The organism is Flavihumibacter rivuli, from assembly GCF_018595685.2.
GTDB lineage: Bacteria > Bacteroidota > Bacteroidia > Chitinophagales > Chitinophagaceae > Flavihumibacter > Flavihumibacter rivuli.
In genome coordinates, this window is record NZ_CP092334.1 from 3,285,354 (window position 1) to 3,306,644 (window position 21,291).

The window sequence follows — 21,291 nt, forward strand, 5'->3', positions numbered from 1 at the left end:
TTAACAATCCTTTGCCACCATTTTCCTGAATTCGTCCTAACTTTGCGCCTTCAATTGTTACCATGAGCGACGCAATCAAACACGAATGTGGCCTTGCCTTCATTCGTTTACGCAAGCCTTTTTCATATTATTTGCAGGAATATGGTACGGTGATGTATGGGCTCAACAAGCTGTACCTGCTTATGGAAAAACAACACAACCGCGGCCAGGATGGAGCCGGTATCGCGGCGGTGAAATTGAACGTAGAGCCCGGTTACCCTTTCCTTCACAGGCTGAGAAGCAATGCTACCCAGGCCATTGCGGACATTTTTAAGCAGGTTGGTGAAGAAGTACAGGAACTGGAGAAGTACCAACCAGATATCAAGAAACACCCCGGTTTGCTGAAAGGCCATGTTCGCTTCATGGGCGAACTTCTCCTGGGCCATCTTCGCTACGGCACCCAGGGTAAGAACAATGTGGAATTCTGCCACCCCTTTATCAAAAGAAATACGATCCAGGCAAGGAACCTGGCCCTGGCCGGCAACTTTAACCTGGTGAATACGGAAGAACTGTTCAGCCTGGTGAATATTGACCCCGGTGTATTCCAGCGACAGAGTGATCTCGCTGCCATGATGGAGGTCGTACACCATTTCCTGGTGCAGGAAGACGAGCAGAACCCCGGCAACCTGGATATCGCCAACGTATTGAAAAGGTCTGCAAAGCTATTTGACGGCGGTTACCATATAGGTGGTCTCGTAGGCAATGGCGACAGCTTTGTGATGCGGGATGCCCATGGTATCAGGCCATCTTATTACTATGTCAATGAGGATGTGATCGTTGCCGCTTCCGAGCGTGCGGCCATTCGTACCTCCTTTAATGTTGGCGAGAATGAAGTGAAGGAACTGATGCCAGGCCATGCATTGATTGTACGGGCTGATGGTAGTTATAGTATAGAGCAGATCCTGGAGCCAAAGGAAAGGAGGGCCTGTAGTTTCGAAAGGATCTATTTCTCCAGGGGAAATGACGAAAAGATCTACCGTGAACGCAGCCAACTGGGTTATAATCTCAGCGATGCGGTATTGAAATCCATCAACTACGATTTAAAGAATACCATTTTTTCCTTCATTCCCAATACGGCGGAAGTTGCCTTCTACGGCCTGCTGAAGGGTATGGAGGATTACCTTAATACAATCAAGATCCAGCGGATCATGTCATGGGACAAGGATTTTGATGAAGAGAAACTGGCCGAGATGGTCAACCGCAGGATCAGGGTGGAAAAGATCGCTATCAAGGATGTGAAGATGAGGACCTTCATTACGGAAGATGCCAGCCGTAATGAGATGGTGCAGCACGTTTATGATATCACCTATGGTACAGTAAACAAGCATACTGATACCCTGGTGGTGATCGATGACTCGATCGTTCGTGGTACCACACTGAAGGAAAGCATTGTGAGGATGCTGGGTCGTCTCAAACCCAAAAAGATCATAATCGTATCCTCCGCCCCCCAGATCAGGTACCCTGATTGTTATGGCATTGATATGAGTAAGCTGGGCGATTTTATTGCCTTCCGTGCAGCCATTGCCCTGCTGAAGGACAATGGGATGGAGGGGCAACTGCAACAGCTCCACGAAGAATGTAAGGAACTGGCCCGTGCAGGCCAATTGCATACCCGAAACCTGGTGAAAGAGATCTACAAGCCCTTTACAGCAGAACAGATCGCTGCAAAGGTTGCGGAACTGATCACACCGCCCGATATCGACTTCGAGGTAGAAGTGATTTTCCAGACCATCGAATCACTGCATTCCGCCTGTCCCACCAATACCGGCGATTGGTACTTTACAGGTAACTATCCCACCCCGGGAGGAAACAGGGTGGTTAATAATGCCTTCCTTAATTATATGGAGGGTAAGAATGTTAGAGGTTATTGATTGTGGTCAATTGTTGAAGAATTCAGGGTAAAATTTTCCGATTACCGCTAAGTTCTGGCAACATATTTGCAAGATAACAGCACCGTCCGTTTTTAATTTCCAACCTATGAGTGACCGCTCTAAAGAAGTCAGCTCTAATTTGGTACCTTATTGATTTCGGTTAAGGATTCACTGATTACCAGTTACCTTTGACATATGAAAAAGTTGTTACTTGTTCGTCATGCAAAAAGTAGCTGGGGTGACTTAACGATTTCGGACTTCGATCGTCCGTTAAATGATCGTGGGCAGCGAAATGCGCCAGAAATGGCGCATCGCTTGCTTAAACGCGATATCAAGATCGACCTCTTTATCACCAGTACGGCCAAAAGAGCCGTTGAAACAGCCACCCATTTTGTTAAGGCCTATGACAGGCCGCTCAAAGAACTGGTCCTCAAGGACGAGTTATACCATGCCCCTCCCCATGTATATGCTAATGTTATCAGTGAGGTGGATGACGAAAATGATACCATCATCATCTTCGGGCATAATCCAGGCATCACTGAGTTTGTGAACCAGCTTACCAACACCCGCATTGATGATATGCCTACCTGCGCTATCTATGCGCTGAAGGTGGATGCCAAACACTGGAAGGATTTCGATACTGCGAAAAAGGAGTTCTGGTTTTTTGATTCCCCCAAAATCGGCAAGGACTGATATCCCTATCTTACTGACGCAGTGCTCACATACTGCAGGTGAAGCATCCGGATAACCTCATACACGCTGGTTGCCGGTTTTCTTTCCCACTAACCAAACTCCGCTGACGATCAGCAAGGCCGCCAAAACCTTAGGCCAGGTCAGGTGTTCGCCCAGGAAAAACACGGCGATGATGGTGGCGAAGATGGGCTGGGTATAAATATAGCTACCGGTAATGCCGGCCCCCAGCTTGCTGATGCCATAAATATTGAAAAGGTAAGCGAAGAAGGTTGCGCCCAATACGATCAGGGCTAAGGCTGCCCATTCCTTTTCCTGGAAGCCACTCCATTGCACTGCCTTGAATTCTTCCCAGCCAAAGAAGACCATGAATGGAAGGCCAAGGGTGAATACCCACCTGATCACATGGGTTGGGCGGTAGGCCTTCATCAGCGGTTTGACCAGTGCAAAATAGAAGGCATAGGAAATAGCATTGATAATGATGAGTATATTACCGACCAGGATATTATTACCACCCCCCTTTGACTCTTTGCCGGCTACCAGTAAGGCAGCACCCCCGATACCGAGGGATAATCCCAGGATCTTCCAAATTGTTAGCGACTCCTTGTCTAGCCATGCGGCCACGAAGGTGATGAATATGGGGGTAACCAGGATCAGCAGGGCCGCGTGGATACTGAGTGTCATGGATAAACCCTTGATGAAGAGCAGTTGGTTGATGACCACCCCCGTGAGGCTGCATAAAAAGAACCTTGGGAAATGCTCCTTCCTTATCCCGGCCTTGGATGGATAGAATAAAAGGAGCAGCCAGAAAAGGATCACGCAAATACCCACCCTTATCATATTCAGGCCGAAGGGCTGGATAAATCCCCTGGTGATATGCTGGACCGCACTGAAATTGATACCGAAGAATACGTTGGCTGCCAGGACAGCCAGATGGGGTTTAAGATCGCGTTCCAATTTTTTGCCGCAAAGGTAGGCGAAAGCGGATTCAACCACTGCCCCTTGAGCGAGATGGTCAGGAACCGAACAGACTTACCAGGTCTAATTGATCCTGGTGGAAACTCCTGATACGACCTGTTGAACTATGAAGTTTGGCCAGGTATTCCTGCTCGGTTTGGCCAGGGGTGGGAACCATGATGCAATCCTTTCCTAGTGGCAGTAGGTCCATGATGGTGCTATAGCCGCTTCGGCTTACTATACTCCTGGCATTGGCTATTTCCCCAATCAAAGCTGGGGTGGCCAGGTGGTTGAATACCTGGATATCGGGGCCGGTGGGCGGAATTTGGCTGGTGCCGGGCAGGCCGCGCACCAGAACAACTTTCAATCCGGGTAATTTCTTCAGTTCCTTGAGCACCTGGTCCTCGAGCAGACTGCGCTGGGGTTCAGGGCCCGAAAGCAATACCAACAGGTCGATAGAAGGCTTGGGTGGATGGACGAACGATCCGGGTTGGATCCTGCTCAGGGGGCCAAGGTAATGTATGGGTACGGAGGGCAATTTCGCAGGGTGCGACAATTCACCGGCCAGGCCCGGATAAACGGGGTCATCAGGCACCCAGCAGGAGCTGAACCTGTTGATGAACCGGTACAATTGCTTTTGCAGCAAGCGGTCAGCCCATGGCCCCAATGGGGTTTTGACCAGCAATTGATGGGTGATGAAATGGCAGGGAATGCCGGGATGGAAAAGTCCATAGCGGTTGTCACTGATCACCACATCGATACCGTGACTGGTCACAACAGTTCTTAGCCATGCGTGTTCCCTCCGGATGGCGCGAAGGATGGATGGGACACTTGCGGAGAGTTTGAGGATGGTTGCGGTCCGTTTTTTGCTGTAACTAACCTTGTAATCAGGGATCTCCAGAATCTTCAGTCCGGGAAAGGATTCAGCCAGCAAAGCCCTTTGGGGACCGTTGGCGGCCAGGATCACCTGGCATTTTATTTCGCTGGTAAGGAACCGGATGATCGGAATACAACGTGTGGCATGCCCTAATCCCCAATCCAACGGTGCAACCAAAACCCTGGAGTTTTGTTGAATATTGAGGATATTTTTTAAAATAGGGTTATTCACACATAATTTTTTTCCGGAAAAACTGTTTAAATTAGAAATCAAATCTATGAAGAAGACAGTAAGGTACATCGCCTTTATCCTGCTGATTAGTAGCATAGCAGTCGGATGCGCGAGTAGCGGTAGGTCCGGAAAGGGCTGTGGCTGTAACCTTCATAAAGGCTATGTAGGGTATTAAAATCTAATGACATGAAAGCGCCTAACCGCGATTTGCTTGTACTGGTTAAGAATCATCGCTATGATGAGGAAGCAATGGAGCTGGAGATAGCCCAGTTGCACAGGTTATTGATGGAGGTGGAAACTTCCAGGACCTTCTCCTGTGTCTATGAGATCATAGATATGAACAGGTATAAGATCCATACAGATGGGCGGAAAGTGATTCGCTACATCAATGAAGGAGAGAAGCCATTCATCTTCTTTAACAACAAGAACTAAAAACGCACTTCCAATAAAAAACCCGTCCTGTTTGGGACGGGTTTTTTTATTTATACTTCACGGTTATTTCAATTTCACCAATGCTGCCTTCAACAATTGCAGCATGCCGTCTATGTCTTCCTGCTTGCAGGTTCCAACACTCAAACGGTACCAGGGTGAATTCTTTGCCGCACCAAAAGCGTAGAAAGGAACAACTGCCAGCTTGGCCTCATTCAACAGGTAATCAGATACATCAGCCTGTGTTGCCAGCAACTTTCCATCTGCTGTATGCTTACCAACCAGGTCGATCTTGATGGTGAGGTAAATGGCAGCCTGTGGGGCAATGGCATCAACGTTCAAGCCTTCTGCCTTCAACGTCATCAGGCCATTGTAGATACCACGCAAACGGTCTTCCACTGCTGTTTTGAACTGGCTGAGGTAGTTGGAGATCGCGGGTTTGTTGTGCAGGAATCTGGCAGTAGCCTTTTGCTCTGCCATCGGCGCCCATGCACCCACATGGGTGAGGATAGCCTTCATCTTATTGATGATGGTAGCCGGACCAAAACTCCAACCCACCCTTACGCCGGTGGCGGCAAAGACCTTACTGATCGCGTCAATGAAAACAGTGTATTGACGCATTTCAGGACGCAGGCTAACCGGGTTGTAATGTTGGATATCACCGTAGGTAAGGTGCCAGTACATCTGGTCATACATGACATAGAGTTTCTTCTCTCCCTCACCGCGGCGGGCATTCTCTGCAAGGACAAGGTCACAGATCTTTTCCAGTTCTTCCTTACTGAAAACAGTACCGGTTGGGTTTTGAGGAGAACAGAGGGCAAGCAGGGTTGCACCTTTCAGCAGTGGTGCCAGTTCGGCAGCAGTAGGCATGAAGTTGGCTTCGGGGCCGGCTTCTACCACCACATGTTCTGCACCTACGAAATGGGTATAGTGGTTATTGTTCCAGGAAGGAACGGCATAAACCACCTTGTCGCCCTGGTCCACGATGGCGCGGAATAGCGCATAGATCAAAGGACGGCCGCCTGCAGCTACCAGGTATTCAGCCGGACTGTAATCCAGGCCTTCCCATTCCTTGATAAAGGCTGCCAATGCTTCGCGCAGGTCGGGATTACCTTCAGCAGAGGGATAGTTGGTGAAGTGCTGGCGATAGGCTTCAACGATCTCATTTTCCAATTCCTTCGGAATAGGAAACACCTTCGGGTCAAAATCCCCTACAGTAAAATTGTAGATCTTTTCGCCCTGGCGGATCTTTTCGCGGATCTCGCCACCCAGTTTCACGATTTCCGAACCAATCAGGGTTTCGGATAGATAACTCAGTTTCATTTCGTGGTGATTTGTTGAATCAGGCGCAAAAGTAAGGCTAATAGTTGTTAGTTTTTGTCATAAAAAGGTAATCAGGATGCTTAAATAGGGTATGGTATATGGGCGTCCATGGTTTTCCTTCCCATTGGGTTCTCCTGAAAAGCTACTGTATCCCAAATCTACTCACCTCATCAGGGTCTGCTTAAAGGGCTATCGTGTACCCCATCTTCACCCCATCAGGGTCTCCCGAAGGGGACCCTGATGAATAGATGGAGGGAGGTTTAATTTTCATTTTTTTAGCGCAAAGAGCGCCCACAACAGTGCTGTTGGGGCAGGCAAAAGGGTGGGTAAGCTTTTGAGGGGTTTTTGAGAACGCAAAGCATTGGCTGCGCCAATGTGAACCCATCCAATTTTCACCCCATCAGGGTCTCCCGAAGGGGACCCTGATGAATAGCAGGAAAGCTATTTATCGGGGACTTTAGAAGAGAATTCCTATGAGGTGATAAGATTTTATACCCCCCGTCGCCCCCGTTGTGCCTTATGACAAACGGATAATAACAACGAAAACAATTTCTAACCCCATCAGGGTCTCCCGGAGGGGACCCTGATGAATAGTAGGGTGGGTGTGCATCGGGGTCCCCATTGGGAGACCCCGCTGAGGAAAAAAATTTACTACCCCCGTCGCCCCTATTGTGTCTTATGACCAACGGGTAGTTGGAAGTTGAGCTTAGCTGTTGAAAGCATACATATTTCGTCTTGTATACATCGGGGTCCCCTGTGGGAGACCCCGCTGGGGTTAAAATATATGTGTGCACACCGTAGCCTCTATGAAGGACCCCAATGGGATAAAAATAATGTTGCGCCCCATGACCAACAGGCCCTTGGAGGACAGGGTGGGGAAATGTGATATTGTTCACATACAAAAGGAAGGCTATGGATTAGCTTTGCATAAAATTTTTCAAATGGCGACGATCAAAATGACCACGGCAGATTTTAAGGAGAAAGTTTTTAATTACGATACGGAAAAGGAGTGGAAATATGCGGGCCAATTACCAGCGATCATTGATTTTTACGCTGACTGGTGCGGTCCCTGTAAGATGGTAGCCCCCATTTTGGAAGAACTTTCTGAAGAATATGCCGGCAAGTTGCTGATCTATAAAGTGGATACGGAAGAAGAAATGGAATTGTCTGCTGCTTTTGGCATCCAGAGCATCCCGACCCTCCTTTTCATCCCCGTTGAAGGACAGCCCATGATGCAACCTGGAGCTTTCCCAAAGAACATTTTTAAAAAAGTTATTGAAGAGCACCTGCTGGCAAAGGTTGGTTGATCAATACCGGATGTGTTAGCATACTAGATCGTCCGGAGCAGTTTACTCCTCGCGATCAGGCATCCGCCGATTACACCGGCATCTTCCCCTAATACAGACAAGGCAAGGGTAGAATCGCTGTTCACCAGGCTAAGTGAATACTTGTTCAATGCACTCCGGATCGGGAGCCTGATATAGTCTCCCGTTTCGGCCATGGTGCCACCTAGTATCACCATTTCAGGGTTGAAGATATTGATGAGGATGGCAAGCGCTTTCCCGATCTTCTCGCCAATGGCGGCAATCAGTTCAATGGAAAGTACATCTTCTTTCTGGGCAGCATCAACGATATCCCGTAACCGAAGTTCATCCATTCCTTTCAGTTTCTTAAGTAGCACAGAAGAAGAGCCCTGTTCGATCTTCTCCCTGAATAGCTTTACCAGGGCCTGGCCGGAGGCCTCTGTCTCCAGGCAGCCCTTCTTTCCGCAATGGCATATGATCTCGTTGTAGAAAATGGGGATATGCCCGAACTCACCACTATAGCCCGATTTGCCATAGTATAGCTTCCCGTCAATGAAAATTCCCATTCCAATCCCGTAATCGAGGTACACGTACAACACATTCTTTTCAGTAGTAACCACGCCATTGCTCATCTCCCCGAATGCGGCTGAGCGGGCGTCATTCTCCAGGTAGGTGCGGATACCTAGTTCCTTTTCAAGGGTAGTACTCAGGGATTCCTCATGGAAATGGAAGAAGTTGAAGTTGAAACCGGTGGCGGTATTGATGCGGCCGGCAATATTGATACCAAGCGCCAGCACTTTTTCCTTGGCAACCGGCATGGTATTGATGAAGTTGCGGATGATCCTCAGCAGCTCCTGGTAGGATTCTTCCGTATTCTCCAGCTGGTAGGGAATTTGTTTGTTAACGGAGACCAGGTTCTTCTTGAAATCCAGTAAGCCAATATTGATATAATAGCGTTTGATGTCTACTCCAATAAAATAAGCCGCCTCAGGTGCCAGTCCATACAGGCTTGCCCTCCTGCCCCCTGTTGAATCGATCTTCCCATAGTCACGGATCAGCTCTTCCACCATCAGCTCATTGATCAGGCTGGTGGTCTTGGGTATACTGATATTTAGTTCCTGTGTCAGTTCCGTAATAGTGGTCTCCCCATGCTGGTCGAGGTAATTGATAATGGCCCTTTTTAATGCCTTGTTCTTTAAGGCAACCCCGGTGGCATTGTCCTCGGTGAAAACTTCCAGGATGGTAGAATGGGCTGACATGAACTGATTTTGTTGGTGGAGGCTAATTTAATCGATTAGCCACAAAAACTTAAATGTGTTCAACCAAACTTTGTTCAATTATTAATAAAGATGTGTTCAAACAAAATAATATTTTAAGAACTTAACTGCTAATTGCCCTAATAGTCAGTAGGAAACGCTGATTTCCCAATAATAAAATTGGCTCAATGGCCAAAATGAGTTACACCCGGCTCTTATATGTAGTTTTTAGGGATTTGAAAGCATATCAGCTTCATTATCAATAAGATCGTTTGTTGATTTATTGAAAAATCGGTTCTTGTTAAATGATCAACTTGATTTTCAGACCATTTGGATTAATTTATTACGTGCAATAAGGCAAGCTCCTATATAGCCAGCTTTTTCACCCAGAACAGATGTTTTCAGCTGGGAATCCGAATTTACCAGACTAAGGGAATATTTGCTAAGCGCACTTTTAACAGGCAAGCGAAGTATTTCCCCGGTTTCGGCAAGCGTACCACCAAGAATTACCAAATCCGGGTTGAAAATATTTATTACGATCGCAATAGCTCGACCAATTTTTTCACCAATATGGCCAATAAGTTCAATTGAAAGAACATCATCGTTATTGGCCGCCTCTATAATATGGCGAAGCCGGATAGATTCTATGGTTTTTACCTTATCCAGGATCAATGACGTAGAGCCAGACAACAGTTTCTCTTTAAAAGCTTTTTGGAGTGCAGAACCGGAAGCTTCTGTTTCGAGGCAGCCTTTTTTACCGCAATGGCAAATTCTCTCATTGTCGAAGATTGGAATATGACCGAGTTCGCCTGAGTAACCAGATTTTCCGTAATACAGGTTTCCATTGATATACATGCCCATTCCTATGCCATGGTCAAGGAAGATATACAAAATATTTTTATCCCTTTCCGTTGACATATTCATTATTTCACCATAGGTGTTTGCCCTGGCATCGTTTTCCAGAAAGGTGCGAATGCCTAATTGTTTCTCAAGCACCACTGTCAAAGGCTCTTCTTGAAAGTGGAAATAGCTGAAACTGAAGCCATTTGTATGGTTAATTCGACCGGAAAGATTCACACCCAGGGCCAGAAGATCATTTTTGTACTGTGGGAAGTCATCTATGAATTTTCTTATAATGGCAATCAGGTTTTGGAGGGCTTCTTGAGAGTTCTCAAGGTTATATGGAATACGCTCCCTAACTGAAACCAACTCCTTATTAAAGTTCATTAAGCCGATATTAATGTAGTCTTTTTTAACATCGACTCCTAAAAAGTAGGCGGCTTTAGCATTTAGTCCATACAGGTAGGGCTTTCTTCCGCCAAGGGTTTCAGTTTTCCCATAATCCTGGACAATCCCTGAATCAATGAGTTCACTAATAAGGCTAGTCATTTTAGGAACACTGATTGTAAACTCCTGAGCTAGGTCTGTAATAGTTGAATGTCCCTTTCTATCCAGTAGCTGCATTATTTGTCGTTTCAGCGCCTTGTTCTTATGTGCTACACCGGTTATTGTATCATCCGAGAACAAAGTAAGAAGGGTATTTGCTCCTACCATGTATTTAGAATTTTTGTCAATCAATAAAAGTAAAGACAATTAATCATTTTCCAGGCTGACTTTAAATAAAAACAGAACAAAATTTATTAAAGTAATTATTATAATAAATTTTTTAACTATTCAATTCCCTCTCTTATTCCTCTGGTTATTACATTTTTTCTAACTATTTCAAAATCAATTATTTAAAATACACCTTTTTGAGATCCTCATGATTGAAAAATAAAATATTTTATTACTAGATAAGTTTATGAGAAAAATTTTTATCAAATAGGCTATGATTTGAAAAAAGTTTTTAAATTTAAAAAAATTATTATCTAGACGCATATAGTATATTTTTTAATTAAATAGGCTTACGTCTATTAATTTTTTTTCTAACCAAAAGCTAATCTCATGAGAAAAGTTCTTCTGCTTGCTTTATTGCCATTGATATGGCTGGCAGCCTGTCAAAAGGAAAAGGGCGCTAGCCCTTATGATCCGGGGACTCCAGTCTCCGTTTCTTTGATTCCCAAGGTAAAATCATTTTCCCCGTCAACTGGTAAAACTGGAGATACCATCTTGATTAACGGATTCAATTTCAAGGAAGCATCAAAAGTGATGTTTGGCAATAAGCCAGCTGCTTCGTATTCAATACTATCTGATGAACTGATAAAGGCTGTTGTTGGGGACGGAGCCTCTGGGCAGGTATCGGTAGCCAATGCAAAAGGGGCAAGACCGTTGGCAGGATTTGAATATATACCCCCTGCCCCCCCAATCGAGAATGCAAACATGGCATTGAATAAACCTGCAACTTCCTCAGGCGGTGGAAATGCTGAGAAACTGGCCAATGATGGCGAGCTATCTACCCGTTGGTTCAGTGCAGTAGCAGACAACCAATGGTGGAAGGTCGATATGGGTTCAATTCGTTCAATTAGCAGGGTAGACATTAAATGGGAGGGTGCGTTTGCGGTGGATTATTCTATACAGGTTTCGACTGACGATATTGCGTATACCACAGTTTACTCTACCACCAGTGGTAGTGGAGGTGATGTAAGTCACCGTTTTAATCCCAAAGATGCACGCTATGTTAAACTGGTATTGAATAAGCGTGGCACCATCTATTCTTTCTCATTTTGGGAGGTTGAGGTCTATAAATAATCATTTCTAACCATCAAATAATTAATAAGATGAAGTATCGCTTCAACATAAAAAGCGTTCACATTATTATCATGTTACTTATTGTGCTTTCATTGGCTTCTGGTCAATATTCATTTGCTCAGAGCACAATTGTAAGTGGATATGTACTAGAGAGCGGGAATAAGCCACTAGCTGGAGTTACAGTAGCCGTAAAGAACAGCCAGCTAAAGACAGTAACAAATGAACGAGGTTTCTTTTCCATTCCTAACCAGACTAAACAAATTATCCTTGAGTTTACTATGATCGGATTTGAGGCGATGGAGAAGGTGGCTGAGCCAGGTAAGGAAATAACCATAACCTTGAAAGAAACTTCTGCTACGTTAAAAGAAGTGGTTTTTGTTGGCTATGGATCGGTAACAAAGAAAGAGATTACTGGTGCTGTATCAATAGTGAAAGGAAATCAGATTAGTAATATGCCTGTACGAAGCGCTGCAGATGTTTTACAGGGAAAGGCGGCAGGTGTAACTGTAAGCCAGAGCAGTGGAAGTCCTGGTGCTCCTTCGGTGGTAAGGGTGCGTGGAATTGGGTCAATAAATGGTAGCACCGATCCTTTGTATGTGGTAGATGGTTTGCCGCAGAATGAAATTAATTTTTTAAATCCAAACGATATTGAATCAATAGCTATTCATAAAGATGCTTCGGTCGCTGCTATTTATGGAGCAAGAGCTTCAAATGGAGTGGTAATCATTACCACTAAATCAGGATCAAAGAATGAGAAAGCAACCATTTCATTTGATAGTTACATAGGTGTACAAAGTCCATGGCGGGAGCCTGAAATGTTAAATGCAGCAGAGTTTATAGAATATAAGCAAAAAGCAGCAATAAATGCTGGCGCTCCTTTACAATTTGATTTCGCTACAAAGGAAAGAGTTGATTCAATATTGAGTTTCGTATCAAAAACAACAGGGCCCAATGGCACTGATTGGTGGGCTGGGATCACCAATAATGCAGCACCTGTGCAAAACTATAATCTTAGTGTAAGTGGAGGTGGGAAGCTTGCTTCCTATTTAAGTAGCCTTGCCTATATGAATCAGGAAGGAATAATAAAGGGCTCAGAATATGAACGGATTTCTTGGCGTAACAATTTAAATTCTCAGGTAAGCAAAAATTTAAAGATCAGTACCAATCTGGGAATTATTTATGAGAAAAGACTTGCTGTTGATGAGAACAATCCTTTTACTGGTACCATTTTTAGTGCGATGGCAGGTGACCCTATAACTCCTGTATTTAGAAACAGCCTTGTAGAGTTACCTGGATTTTTAGCAGGTATAATGAATGGATATGAGCCGAATAATTCATTCTCTCAATATGCCGGTTTTCTTTATTCCAACAAGCGAAACCCTATTGCCCAAATAGACCGTTTAAAACAGGGAAAGTTTGATCAGATATCTGTTAAAGGAGGAGTTACAGCAGAACTACGACTTGTGCAAGGTCTAATGCTACAAAGCCGTTTTGGTTTTGATGTATACAGGGGATTTTCTTTAGGGTTCATTCCAAAGTATTCACTAAATGCATATGATAACAGTAATTTCAACCAGGTTAGTAACAGTTCCTACAACACAAACTATTATGTTTTCGAGAACACACTGAATTACACAAAGACGTATCAAAATTTAACCCTTAATGCTTTGGCAGGTGTTTCAGCTGAACTAACCAAGTCTTCACAGTTTGGTGCTTCTATTCAAGGCATTGTTAACAATGATGAAGAGATGCGAATAATCAATGCTGGGACCGTAAATCCATCAGTTTTTGGCTATCCTTCATCAAGCGCTATCAATTCATATTTTGGAAGGCTAAGTTTGGATTATGCTGGGAGATATATAATTAGTGGAAATATTAGGCGTGATGGTACTTCAAGGTTCGCCGATGCTTATAGATGGGGGACCTTCCCATCAGTATCAGCCGCCTGGCGATTCACAGAAGAAGCCTTCATTCCAGAGTTTATAAGTGCCAATATTAATGAAGGAAAGATTCGGATCAGTTATGGTGTAATAGGTAACCAGAATATAGCAGGAGGCGCTTATTTATCAACCTTTGGCAATTCATTTGGTCGTTATTTGTTCGGTAATGAGTCTTCCCCTGTAATAGGAGGTGGCCGTATAGCTGCGGGTAATTCAGTTTTGCGTTGGGAAACTTCCAAGCAGCTGGATGTAGGTCTGGATGTTACTTTATTAAAGGGTAGACTTAACCTGGTATTGGATTATTTTGACAAAAGGGTAGATAACATGCTGATTACCGTTCCCCTGCCAACTACATTAGGCTATCCAAATTCGCCATATTCTAATGCCGGCAGTATGCAAAACATAGGTTACGAAGCTGAGCTGACATTTAACAATCAAATTGGAAAGCTCAAGTACAGCGTTGCCGCTAATATTTCTACATATCGTAACAAAGTAACAAAGCTTGGTAATGGGGAGCCAATATTTACAACCGCCCACCTAAATCAAATTTTGACGAAAACAGAAGTGGGTATGCCCATCGGTTTTTATTATGGTTATCTGACTAATGGGATTTTCCAAAATGAGAAAGAGGTAGAGAATAGTCCGCAAAGGGATGTGTCTACACCTGGAGACATTAGATTCAAGGATATAAATGGAGATGATGTAATCAATGCCAATGACCGTACGGTTATTGGTAATCCTTGGCCTGACTTTGTCTATGGAATTACTACGAATTTATCTTACAAGAACTTTGATTTAAGTGTTTTTTTGCAAGGTTCCCAGGGTAATGATGTTATGAATATTATGCTTTATGATATTGAGTCCGGAACCGGTTTTTATAATGCACCTAAGGACTTCCTTAAACGGTCATGGAACGGAGAAGGAAGTACCGATCGATTTCATAAGATTTCTCAAAAACAAGGACTCAATAATAGTGTATCAGATTATTTCGTAGAAGATGGTTCCTACTTAAGGATTAGGAACCTGCAGTTTGGATACAACTTTTCAACCAGATTATTAAAGAGAATTTCTATGAGCCAGCTTAGATTGTATGCTGGGGCTCAAAACTTATTTACGTTCACCAAATATTCCGGACTGGACCCTGAGATCGGTTCTGCAGATCCTAAAAAAACAGGTATCGATATGGGCTTTTATCCTCAGGCCAGGACTATTACTATTGGTATTAATGCAAAATTTTAACTTCTGAAATCATGAAAAATATTCCCTTGTTAATAGTGTTTGCAGTGATGTTTTTGATCAGCTCCTGCAGCAAGGATTTTTTGGAACATCCCCCACGTGGCGTACAAACCGAAGAGAATTTTTATAAATCCCCTGATGCTGCTTTCAAATCATTGGTTTATTGCTACCAGGTATTCAATGACTTTTATGGTTATGAGGCGCCTAGGGCGGATCTTGGGAACATGGCAACCGATGATAGCGATAAAGGAGGGTCAGATGCTGGTGATAGGCCTTTTGTAACAGATCTTGGTTTTGGTCGGGCATTATCAAGTAACTCAAGTTTACAGAGCTTTTGGACGGCTTGTTATCTTGGTATCGGTCGTTGCAATCTTGCGCTAGATAATCTGCCTAAGAATGAGCTTGTTGATGCACAGGGATATAAGCTGGATAATAGAATAAGGGATCAATATTTGTCTGAGATTCGCTTCCTCCGGGCATTTTGGTATTTTGATCTTGTGCGTGTTTTTGGTGGTGTTCCCTTAATTGAGACTACGCCAACTGTTGAGTATAGCAACAAATTGAAACGTAGTTCTGATAAAGAAATTTATGATTTTATTATTCGTGAGTTAGCCCTTGCAGTAAATGACCCCAGCATGCCATCTAAAAGTAGTATAAGTCCTGGTGAAGTCGGTCGTGTGACTAAAGAGGCTATCTGGGCTTTTGAGGCTCGTGTCCACCTGTTTTTTGCCAAGGACAATATTCAATTATATGCTAAAGCCAGGGATGCGGCAAAAAAAGTAATTGATTCAAAGGCCTACTCACTCGCTGCCGATTTCCAGGATCTTTTCCTGAAGGAGAGTTACCTTTTGCCTGAGCCAGTTTTTACAATAATCAGGGGTGATAATAGGGGTCAGGCAATATATGGTTCATTTATACCTATATATACTTCTCCCAGGGGACCCACTGGAGCATGGGGCTTTGATACTCCGACACAGGATCTGGTTAATGAGTTTGAAGAGGGGGATCCGCGATTGCTCCATACAATAATTGAGTCTGGCGATGTTTTCCCAAGGTTATCAGGACAAGAAGTGCTTAATTTTTCTTCTTACCCCAATACTGGATACCATAATAGGAAATCATATTTAATACAGGCCAGGAGGGGGCCAGGATGGGGTGATGATGCATGGACATTCCATCCCATTCGTTACGCGGATGTTTTGTTGATGTACGCTGAAGCACTTTTGGAAAGCGGTGGCGATAAAGCTGAAGTGGCCGAGTATATTAATATAGTAAGAAGACGTGCCAGCCTCTCTTCGCGGAAGGATAAGGAAGCGATCAGCCGAATACGTGTTATTGCCGATATGCCATTGAAGATGGTTAGCCCAGCCGATGACCTCCGAAAAGCTGTTAGACATGAAAGGAGAGTGGAACTTGCTATGGAATACCAGCGCTTGTATGATTTGATTCGCTGGAATACCTATGTAGAAACTATGAATAAGTATTCAACTTTGCCATTTTCAAATGGAAAGGGTGCTGCTCACAAAAAGGGCATTAATGAATTGTTCCCAATACCACAGGTAGAGATAGACCGTTCAGGAGGTTCAATTATTCAGAATCCGGGTTATTGATCAATTTTTAATAGTATAACTAAATAAATCACTGCAATACATGAAAACCAGACACTATTATTTTTTCTATATACTGCTGTTCCTGATGAATGGCTTCGCATCTTCAAGTGCACAGGAAACTGGAAAAGGAGACCCGCTTAGTTCCATTGATCTTTTATTAATCCCCCCAAGTCCAGTATCTGACCATATATTGGTAGATATCCGTACTGGCATCAAAAATAACAGCCCAAAAAAAGTAATAGTGTCTGTTAGTTTTTTTCTTGATAGCATAAAGCCATCAAAGAAATTGTATTCAACAAAGCTTGAGATTAAAGGTCATGATGTAGGAGTTGCAAAGTTTAATTGGCCAACTAAGGAACAGGCGGGTAGCCATATTATTTGGGCTGAAATTAATATTGGAAGGAGTAAAAGAATTTTACAGAAAAACTTAGAGGTTATTTCTTCCGATACGCGTTCATCTAAACGAATTGATGGCTCCTTTATGGGATTCTATCATTGGAGTGAAAAGGAAGGGAAGTATTGGAATTCAGACATAAAGGAAATGACAGATGATGACTGGCGGCAAATGGTAAAGGCTCAGCATCAGCTATCGATGAATATAATTGTTCTGCAAGAATTGTTTCGTAATCAAGAGTACAATGGCCAGCATAACATTGATAAGAATGGTTATAATGGTTCTGCTTTTTATCCTTCATCACTATTTGGAAATCGTATGCAACTCGCAGCTAAGGATCCCGTTGAGGCGGTTTTATCTGAAGCAGACAGATTAGGGATGAATGTATTTATTGCAGTGGGCATGTATGCTTGGTTTGATTTTTCAAATGGGTCTTTAAAATGGCATAAAAGTGTTGCCAATGAAATATGGGAGAAGTATGGTCATCATCCTTCTTTCTATGGTTGGTATATCAGTGAGGAAAAAGATGGCGGTTTAGGCACTGATGTTGAACGGCAGGAAATTGTCATGTTTTTTAAGGAGTTTTCCGAACACGTAAGAAAGCTTGCCCCAGGTAAGCCTGTAATGTTGGCGACCAATTCCCATAATTTGAGAGGCGCTGAAAATACCTATAGGGCACTATTACCCAACCTTGATATATTATGCACATTTGGTTTCCATAGAATGCCGTCTACTGATCTATCCGGTGAAGAAGCTGCACTAAAGCTGCAAGCTTTGTGTGACCAGTTCGGAACTCATTTCTGGCTTGATCTCGAGATATTTGATTTTGCCGAGGAAAATGCGCTTATTCCGCGTTCAATTGATGGACTTAAAAGTGATTTATTGCGTTTTCCCCTATTTGAGAAGATTATCTGTTACCAATTTCCAGGTTTGTTAAGCAGTCCTGATATGCGCCTGAAGCCTGGTGGTTCAAGAACGATTGAGTTGTTCCTTGCATATAAAGCCTATATCGATTCTTTAAATGAAAGAGATAGGAGATATTCCGGTAAATAATTACATAATATTTTAAGAAATGCATATTCATAATTTATTAGAGTTCTATAAAAATCAACTTTTGAATGACGTTGTCCCTTTTTGGAGCAAATTTTCTCTAGATAAGGAGAATGGTGGCTTTTTCACTTGCTTGGACAATAAGGGAAAAGTGTATGATACTGATAAGTTTGTTTGGTTGCAGTGCCGACAAGTATGGACTTATGCTATGCTGTACAATCAGGTTCAAAAGCGGGAAGAATGGTTAGCTAATGCTTTGCATGGTGCTGAATTTTTAATTAAATACGGTAGGGATGGAGAGGGGAATTGGTATTTCTCTCTGGATCGGTCTGGAAAGCCATTAGTTCAACCTTATAATATATTTTCAGACTGCTTTGCAACTATGGCTTTTGCACAGCTTTACAAAGCGACTGAAAATACAGAGTATCGAGACATTGCCGTTAGGACCTTTGAAAATATATTAAGTCGACGTTCAAGTCCCAAGGGGCATTATAACAAGCAATTCCCCGGTACAAGACCTCTAAAGGGATTCTCCCTGCCAATGATTTTATGCAATCTGGTACTTGAAATGGAATCCCTTCTTAATCCTTCTACAATTGACAGTTTGATTGCAGAAGGTATTCATGAAGTGATGGAGGTATTTTATAATAAGAAGTACGGTTTGATTTTGGAAAATGTCCTAGAAGATGGAAACTTTTCCAATTCATTTGAAGGCAGGTTAGTAAATCCTGGACATTCATTGGAAGCTATGTGGTTTATTATGGATCTGGCAGTTCGTAGACATGATATGGATCTTATTGAAAAAGCTGTTGAAATTTCATTGAATACTCTTGAGTTTGGATGGGATAAAGAACATGGTGGAATTTTTTACTTTTTAGACATTGAAGGTAACCCCCCCCAACAGTTGGAATGGGACCAAAAACTTTGGTGGGTCCATATAGAAGCAATTGTGTGCATGATAAAGGCTTATTCCCTTACTGGTGATCCTAGATGCAAAGAGTGGTTTATTCGATTGCATCATTACAGTTGGGATCGTTTTCATGATAGTAGTTTTGGAGAGTGGTTTGGGTATTTAAACCGTCAGGGAGAGGTATTGATTAATGCCAAAGGTGGAAAATGGAAGGGGTTTTTTCATGTCCCAAGGGGGTTATATCAGACATGGAAGACTTTAAATGAAATTGAAACAAGAAAACATTCTCTTACCACAAAATTTATTTGATATGGCATTGATTGGAATGCAAGACACCAGTCTATCTTCAAATGAAACATATAATCGGCAATCATATTTTCCTGCACTATGTTCATTAGGCGTTCTATATTTTTTAATGGGTTTTATTACCTGTTTAAATGATTCATTGGTTCCTTATTTTAGAAATCGGTTTAATTTAAGTTATGCTGATTCTTCCTTGGTACAGTTTTACTTTTTCCTTACTTACGGAATTGTTTCAATACCATCGGGCAGGCTTGTTTCAAGGATAGGTTATAGGACAGGTATTACCCTGGGTTTTTGTATTACTGCTGCCGGGGCAATTCTTTTTATACCAGCTACTCTATTGGATAATTATAATTATTTCTTGGTAGCCCTTTTTGTAATGGCAGTAGGAGTTGTTTTGCTTCAGGTAACCGCTAATCCTTATGCTGCTATCCTTGGTCCCGCTCATAAAGCTTCTTCTCGTCTCACCCTATTGCAGGCAATAGGTTCAATTGGAACGACAGTTGCGCCAATAGTTGGAACAGCTTTCCTACTTTCTTCCAAGAATGTAATGGATTCTAATCTGCCAATACAAATTCAGTATGCAGTGATTGCATTAGTATTGGTTCTTATTGCCTATGTAGTATCAAGGCTTAGTATGCCTGAGTTGAATAATAATGTTTCATATGACACAAATGGTGAGTTTTCTCTAATAGGGAATCCATCTTTATTATTCGGTGTAATTGGTATATTTATGTATGTTGGTGCAGAAGTCTCAATTGGAACATTCCTTACCAATTATATCTCTGACACTTTGCAAATCGGAGTAGATGATGCCAATTTCTTTGTGGCTATATATTGGGGTAGCATGATTGTTGGCAGAATTTTGGGTGCTTATCTTTTGAATTCATGCAGACCAGCGCTTATGCTCATCTTCTGTTCTTTCACTTCTATTATATTGATATTGCTTTCTTTGGCTACGAAGGGAGAAATAGCTGTTTGGAGCATGGCACTTATTGGGCTTTTTAATTCTGTTTTATTTGCAATTGTGTTTTCATTATCCATAAAGGGATTAGGTAAGTATGCGAATCGGGCATCCGGATATCTTTCTACTGCAATCGTTGGAGGAGCAATTGTGACTTACTTACAAGGCTATGTAAAGGATCGATATAATTGGGAGATGGCGTATATGATTCCTGCATTTTGCTACTTGTATCTTCTTGCATTTGGTATTTATCAGATAAAATTAATTTTCAAAGATGAAAAATAGTATTGCTTCAGATGGCATGGTGTCCATTTCATTTGTTTTGGTTGTTGCTTTATTTATGAGTCTTTTTACCCCATTCAATGTTTACGCTGATGTGATTTCTGATTCAGTTGTAATTGATGGTCATATGCGCCATTTTCATTATTTGAAACCGGTTCACAGTAACAAGGTAAAGTCACTTGTTTTTGTGTTGCATGGGTCAGGTGGAACTGGTCAGTCTATGATGAATTACACAAAAGAGTTGGAGGCGCGAGCTGCTACTGAAGGCTTACTTTTAGTTTATCCTGATGGATATAATAGATTCTGGAATGAATGCCGTAAGAATGCAAACACCACGCCTAATTTATTTAACATTAGAGAGGAATTATTTTTTAATTATATGATTGATTATTTCTCTAAAAGGTTTAAAGCTTCAAAATCTAATGTGTTCGCCATTGGTTTTTCAGGGGGTGGACATATGGCATATAAACTGGCGTTAACCATGCCAAAAAAGATTAAGGCTATTAGTGCAATTGTTGCGAGTTTACCTGACCTGTCCAATATGGATTGTGTCGTTTCAAATAAGCCTGTTCCGGTAATGGTAATTAATGGTACGAATGATGCCACCAATCCATATCAAGGAGGTGAAATTAATTTATTGCCTGTAAAATTTGGAAAGGTTCGATCAACCGAGTCAACCGTTGAATACTGGGTGAGTTTAGCAAATTGCCAACAGCCTCCATCCCTTACTGTATTACCGGATATTGACACCGCTGACGGAAAACGCATTGAGCGGTATACCTATTTAAAGAATGGAAAGCCATTTGTTGAGTTTTTAAAAGTGATTAATGGTGAGCATAGTTATCCTGGAGATATAGATGTATATGTCACAAGTTGGGAGTTTTTTCGATTACATTTAAATTAATATCATTTATAGGATTATAGGAACTTTCAGTAT

General features: G+C 42.6%; 16 protein-coding genes. 11 read left to right on the forward strand and 5 right to left on the reverse strand.

Going from position 1 to position 21,291, the window contains the following annotated elements:
* Positions 1 to 62: 62 nt before the first annotated feature.
* The gene (locus KJS94_RS14020) at positions 63 to 1,910 is read left to right on the forward strand and encodes an amidophosphoribosyltransferase (RefSeq protein ID WP_214448106.1); all 1,848 of its coding nucleotides are present in this window, start codon (positions 63 to 65) and stop codon (positions 1,908 to 1,910) included.
* Between the two features lie 195 nt (positions 1,911 to 2,105).
* On the forward strand, positions 2,106 to 2,603 hold the full coding sequence (locus KJS94_RS14025; protein ID WP_214448107.1) for a SixA phosphatase family protein: 498 nt from the start codon (positions 2,106 to 2,108) through the stop codon (positions 2,601 to 2,603).
* Between the two features lie 57 nt (positions 2,604 to 2,660).
* Here the strand turns inward: KJS94_RS14025 and KJS94_RS14030 are convergent, their stop codons facing one another.
* Both KJS94_RS14030 and KJS94_RS14035 read right to left on the reverse strand, forming a co-directional pair.
* Positions 2,661 to 3,557, reverse strand: a complete 897-nt coding sequence (locus tag KJS94_RS14030) for a DMT family transporter (protein WP_214448108.1) — start codon at positions 3,555 to 3,557, stop codon at positions 2,661 to 2,663.
* Between the two features lie 58 nt (positions 3,558 to 3,615).
* On the reverse strand, positions 3,616 to 4,611 hold the full coding sequence (locus tag KJS94_RS14035) for a glycosyltransferase (protein ID WP_214448109.1): 996 nt from the start codon (positions 4,609 to 4,611) through the stop codon (positions 3,616 to 3,618).
* 240 nt (positions 4,612 to 4,851) lie between these two features.
* Between KJS94_RS14035 and KJS94_RS14040 the strand changes: the two genes are divergently transcribed.
* Positions 4,852 to 5,097, forward strand: a complete 246-nt coding sequence (locus KJS94_RS14040; RefSeq protein WP_214448110.1) for a hypothetical protein — start codon at positions 4,852 to 4,854, stop codon at positions 5,095 to 5,097.
* A gap of 63 nt (positions 5,098 to 5,160) precedes the next feature.
* On the opposite strand, the gene KJS94_RS14045 is transcribed toward KJS94_RS14040, so the two are convergent.
* Complete coding sequence (locus KJS94_RS14045) at positions 5,161 to 6,417, reverse strand: pyridoxal phosphate-dependent aminotransferase (RefSeq protein WP_214448111.1); 1,257 nt, start codon at positions 6,415 to 6,417, stop codon at positions 5,161 to 5,163.
* Positions 6,418 to 7,358: 941 nt separating this feature from the next.
* On the opposite strand from KJS94_RS14045, the gene trxA reads away from it, so the two are divergent.
* Positions 7,359 to 7,724, forward strand: a complete 366-nt coding sequence (gene trxA / locus KJS94_RS14050; RefSeq protein ID WP_239804177.1) for a thioredoxin — start codon at positions 7,359 to 7,361, stop codon at positions 7,722 to 7,724.
* 23 nt (positions 7,725 to 7,747) lie between these two features.
* On the opposite strand, the gene KJS94_RS14055 is transcribed toward trxA, so the two are convergent.
* On the reverse strand, positions 7,748 to 8,980 hold the full coding sequence (locus tag KJS94_RS14055) for an ROK family transcriptional regulator (RefSeq protein ID WP_214448112.1): 1,233 nt from the start codon (positions 8,978 to 8,980) through the stop codon (positions 7,748 to 7,750).
* Positions 8,981 to 9,298: 318 nt separating this feature from the next.
* Positions 9,299 to 10,531: an ROK family transcriptional regulator gene (locus KJS94_RS14060; protein ID WP_214448113.1), complete on the reverse strand. Its 1,233-nt coding sequence runs from the start codon at positions 10,529 to 10,531 to the stop codon at positions 9,299 to 9,301.
* Between the two features lie 390 nt (positions 10,532 to 10,921).
* Here KJS94_RS14060 and KJS94_RS14065 point away from each other — a divergent pair, with 390 nt between their 5' ends.
* The 7 genes from KJS94_RS14065 to KJS94_RS14095 are packed head-to-tail and all read left to right on the forward strand — an operon-like array spanning position 10,922 to position 21,258.
* Positions 10,922 to 11,665: a galactose-binding domain-containing protein gene (locus tag KJS94_RS14065; RefSeq protein WP_214448114.1), complete on the forward strand. Its 744-nt coding sequence runs from the start codon at positions 10,922 to 10,924 to the stop codon at positions 11,663 to 11,665.
* A gap of 29 nt (positions 11,666 to 11,694) precedes the next feature.
* Positions 11,695 to 14,844: a SusC/RagA family TonB-linked outer membrane protein gene (locus KJS94_RS14070; RefSeq protein ID WP_214448115.1), complete on the forward strand. Its 3,150-nt coding sequence runs from the start codon at positions 11,695 to 11,697 to the stop codon at positions 14,842 to 14,844.
* Between the two features lie 11 nt (positions 14,845 to 14,855).
* The gene (locus KJS94_RS14075; RefSeq protein ID WP_214448116.1) at positions 14,856 to 16,451 is read left to right on the forward strand and encodes a RagB/SusD family nutrient uptake outer membrane protein; all 1,596 of its coding nucleotides are present in this window, start codon (positions 14,856 to 14,858) and stop codon (positions 16,449 to 16,451) included.
* 40 nt (positions 16,452 to 16,491) lie between these two features.
* Positions 16,492 to 17,898: a DUF4434 domain-containing protein gene (locus KJS94_RS14080; protein WP_214448117.1), complete on the forward strand. Its 1,407-nt coding sequence runs from the start codon at positions 16,492 to 16,494 to the stop codon at positions 17,896 to 17,898.
* Positions 17,899 to 17,917: 19 nt separating this feature from the next.
* A complete protein-coding gene (locus KJS94_RS14085; RefSeq protein ID WP_214448118.1) occupies positions 17,918 to 19,114 on the forward strand; it encodes a n-acyl-d-glucosamine 2-epimerase in 1,197 nt (398 codons plus the stop codon).
* A gap of 1 nt (position 19,115) precedes the next feature.
* The gene (locus KJS94_RS14090; RefSeq protein WP_214448119.1) at positions 19,116 to 20,357 is read left to right on the forward strand and encodes a sugar MFS transporter; all 1,242 of its coding nucleotides are present in this window, start codon (positions 19,116 to 19,118) and stop codon (positions 20,355 to 20,357) included.
* A complete protein-coding gene (locus KJS94_RS14095) occupies positions 20,347 to 21,258 on the forward strand; it encodes a CE1 family esterase (protein ID WP_239804178.1) in 912 nt (303 codons plus the stop codon). The genes KJS94_RS14090 and KJS94_RS14095 overlap by 11 nt, the downstream gene beginning before the upstream one ends.
* Positions 21,259 to 21,291: the final 33 nt, after the last annotated feature.